The sequence below is a fragment of the Natronospira sp. genome (genome assembly GCF_007134575.1).
GTDB classification, from domain to species: Bacteria; Pseudomonadota; Gammaproteobacteria; order Natronospirales; family Natronospiraceae; genus Natronospira; species Natronospira elongata.
This window is the reverse complement of sequence record NZ_SLKM01000130.1, coordinates 1-3,657: the sequence shown is the minus strand read 5'-3', so window position 1 is coordinate 3,657 and position 3,657 is coordinate 1. Positions and strand designations below refer to the sequence as shown.

Below are 3,657 nucleotides of genomic sequence, written 5' to 3'. Positions count from 1 at the left end.
GCGCCGAGGGGCTGGCCTCGTAGAGGTCTTTCATCATGCGCGGTGAGGTCTGGCGGTCGTTCCCCCCAGCTATCAGCAGGAGGGGGCCGTCGTATTCGGCGAGGATGTCGCGATTGTCGAAGCCGCGCAGTTCATCAGCCACCTGGATCCGGATGAAGGGCTTGGCAAACCAGGGCACGGCTTGGCGGGCGAAGTCGTCCACATTAGTGGCCGTGGCCTCAAGGACCATGGCATCCACCGCCCGATGGCCGGCGACGTGGGCGGCTTCAAAGCCGCCGAGGGAGAAGCCGTGCAGGATGATGGGGCCAGCGACCTGTTCACGCACGTAATCGAGGACTTCGACCGCATCATCCATTCCCTGCTCCACGCCGGGACTGCCGGTGCTGCGGCCCTGGCCACGGCGGTCGAAGAAGAAAAGATTGGCATCGAGATGGCGCAGATTATCCACTACCCGGTGAATGGAGCCATCGGCCGATTGCATGTTGCCGCCATAGACCAGAATGCTGGGCAGATCCGCGTCGGCGGTCACGGCGAGGCCGTAAGCCCGTTCGCCATCGCTGCGCTCGAATTCATGTTCGACCAGTTCATGCCCATTCGGGAGCTGGCCCAGCAGTTGCCCGCGCCCGAAGCTGGGGATCATGGTGGATTCGTTCACGACGATGGTGGTACAGGCCCCTAGCCCGCAAACAGCCAGTAAAACCGCCATTATGCGAGGTAACATTCCAGTCTGCATGACCTCCCCTTTCTTCGAACCATGTCTCGCAAGACGCCAGTATATCGACTGAGACCGATCGCTGTAGACTGGCCGGACTTGTTCCGGTGGATACTGAAACTGCAATTGTGACAGCAGGAGTCATCATGGACATGCCTGAAAAGGCCCATCAAACCGCCGCCCGCGAATACGATCGACTGGCGCCGATCTATGAGGAGCGCTGGTCTTCCTATATCGAGGCCAGCATCGCCGCCACCGAGAGGCGGCTTGCGCTGGAGCCCGCGGGGCAGCTGCTGGATGTGGGCTGCGGTACCGGTCGGCTGCTGGCCCGCTTGCGCCAATCCCATCCCGAATGGGAACTGACTGGCACCGACCTTTCGACGGGCATGCTAGATGTGGCTCACCGCCGCCTGGATGATGAGGTTTCCCTGGCTCGTGCCCCGGCCGAGCAACTCCCCTTTGCCAATGCCACTTTTGATGTCCTGGTCTCCACCAGTGCCTTTCACTACATCCCGGATCCCGCGCGGGCCCTGGCCGAAATGCGGCGGGTCCTTCGCCCCGGCGCCCGTCTGCTGATTACTGACTGGTGCCGGGATTATCTGAGCATGCGCGCCTTGGATCGCTGGCTCCGCTGGCGCGACCCCGCCCATTTCCGAACCTGGACCGCCCGGGAACTCAAAGCCATGCTCAACACTGCCGGCTTCGAGACCATCGCCATTGAACGCTATCGAATCTCCCCCTTCTGGGGCTTGATGAGCGCCACCGCCCGGGCGCCGCGGTAGTCACTGCTGCCCCGCTTGTTTTGCAAAGGCCATTCGATAAATCGCCGGTACCACCACCAGGGTCAGCAGGGTCGAGGCCAGGAGGCCCGAGATGATGGCCCAGGCCAGGGGTGGCCATAGGGTGGATTGGGTGAAGGTCAGGGGAAACAGCCCCGCCACCGTGGTTGCGGTGGTGAGAAGGATGGGTCGGGTGCGGCGTCCCACCGCCTCGGTGATGGCTGTATCCAGGTCCTGGCCTTCCGATCGGTTGCGATTGATCCGGTCCAGCAACACGATGGCATTGTTGACCACGATGCCCACCAGGGCCACCACCCCCAGCATGGCGGTGAAACTGAAAGGCTGGCCGGCCAGCCATAGCCCGGGAATCACACCCACCACCGCCAGCGGCACGGTGGTCAGCACCATGCCCATCATGCGGAAGGAATTGAACTGCAGAAGCAGAAAGATCACCAGCAGCAAGCCACCGATGGGCAGGGTGCGGAACAGTTCGGTATTGGCGTCGGCCGCCCCTTCGTGGGCACCGCCAACGGTAAAGTAAGTCCCCTCGGGCCAGTCCAGCGCCTCCAGCTTCGGCACCACCCGGTCCAGCACATGGACATAGGTCTGGCCTTCCTTTACCTCCGACAGCACCTGGGTCATGCGTTGCAGGTCCCAGTGCATAATGATGGCCGGCTGCCAGCGGGTCTCGATGCGGGCGATCTCGCCCAGGGGCACGCCCTCGGCTCCCACCCGCAGGCCCTCCAGCCCGCCCAGGGGAAAGGCCTCGCCCTCCGGTGAGCGGATGCGCAGGGGCATGGCCTCGCGTTCGGCCCGCCAGGTGCTGACTTCCAGGCCCCGGCTGGCCGCCGCCAGGGCCCGGGTGACATCGCTGCGGTCGAGGCCGAATTCGGCTGCCCGGGCATCGTCCACCGACACGTGCAGGCTGGCCAGCCCCTCGCCAAGACGATGGCGGGCGTCGCGGCTGCCGGGATCGTCGCGGACCACGTCCAGAATCATGTCGGCCGCCGCGGTGAGCGCGTCCCGGTCCTCGCCGAAGACCCTGATCTCCACCGGTGCATCAATGGGCGGGCCCTGGCCCAGGCGCCGGGCCACCACCTGGGCGTCCGGCAGGGTTTCGCGGGTGGTGGCCCGGACCCATTCCATTAACTCGGGCAGGCGCTCCACCCGGTCGGTCTGGACCACCAGCCGGGCCAGATGAGGCTGGCTGCTGAGGCTGATCAGGTTGTAGTAAAAGCGTGGGCCGCTGAAACCGGAAAAGCGGTAGACCGATTCCACCCCCGGCTGCTGTTGGATGCCGGCCGCCAGGGTGGCGGCGGCGTGGTCGGTGTGGGAAAGGTGGGTGCCTTCCGGAAAGCGCAGGTCCACCACCAGCTGATTGCGGTCGGTATCCGGGAAAAAGGTCCTGTCCAGGGCCCCGAAGAAGCTCCCGGCCACCCCCACCATGACCGCCGCCACCCCCAGAACCAGCACGGGCCGGCCGACCGCCGTGCGGCCCAGGCGCTCACCGATCGCAAAGCTCCAGTCCCGCCGCGCCACCCGGCGTGGCCGCAGGATGGCGGAGGCGAACACCGGCGTGACCAGCACCGCATAGATGAAACTGATGGCGAGCGTGAGCATCACCATCACCGGAATCGCACGGGTGAAATCCGCGGTGTCGCCCGCCGAGAGCAGCAGGGGCGTGAAGGCCGCGAGAGTAGTGCCCGTGGCCGCCATCAACGGCCCGGCCAGTTCGGTCACCGCGCGGGTAACGGCCTCGGTCAATGGTCGTCGCTGGTCCAGATGCCACTGGATGTTTTCGGACATGACAATGGCATTGTCCACCAGCATGCCCAGGGCAATGACCATCCCCGCCACCGCGATCTGGTGCAGCACCCCGCCGCCCATGGCATAGACCGCCAGGGCCGAGAAGGTCACCAGGGGCACCAGCAGGCTGACGGTGAGCCCCAAGCGGAGGCCCATGACCAGAAACAGAATGGCCGCCACCACCCCAATGCCGAGCAGTAGGGAAAAGCCCAGTTCCGAAAGCCGACGCTCCACCCAAGAGGGCTGATAGAAGAGTTCCTCGATTGTCAGCGGCGCGTAGTCGGCGCGCAGCCCGTCAATGTGCTCACGCACGCTGTGGCCAAAGGCCACCGCATTGAGACGGTTGTCGGGAATGACGAT

General features: G+C 65.1%; 3 protein-coding genes. 1 reads left to right on the top strand and 2 read right to left on the bottom strand.

Annotation, left to right across the window (positions count from 1 at the left end; genetic code table 11):
* Window positions 1–733, bottom strand: a 733-nt coding sequence (locus ACJWXQ_RS05100) for an alpha/beta hydrolase (protein WP_406672300.1), incomplete at its 3' end; no start/stop codon positions are given.
* 125 nt (window positions 734–858) lie between these two features.
* Between ACJWXQ_RS05100 and ACJWXQ_RS05095 the strand changes: the two genes are divergently transcribed.
* Complete coding sequence (locus ACJWXQ_RS05095; RefSeq protein WP_346052064.1) at window positions 859–1,494, top strand: methyltransferase domain-containing protein; 636 nt, start codon at window positions 859–861, stop codon at window positions 1,492–1,494.
* On the opposite strand, the gene ACJWXQ_RS05090 is transcribed toward ACJWXQ_RS05095, so the two are convergent.
* The coding region (locus ACJWXQ_RS05090) for an efflux RND transporter permease subunit (protein ID WP_406672299.1) at window positions 1,495–3,657 on the bottom strand (2,163 nt) is incomplete at its 5' end. It abuts the gene before it with no gap.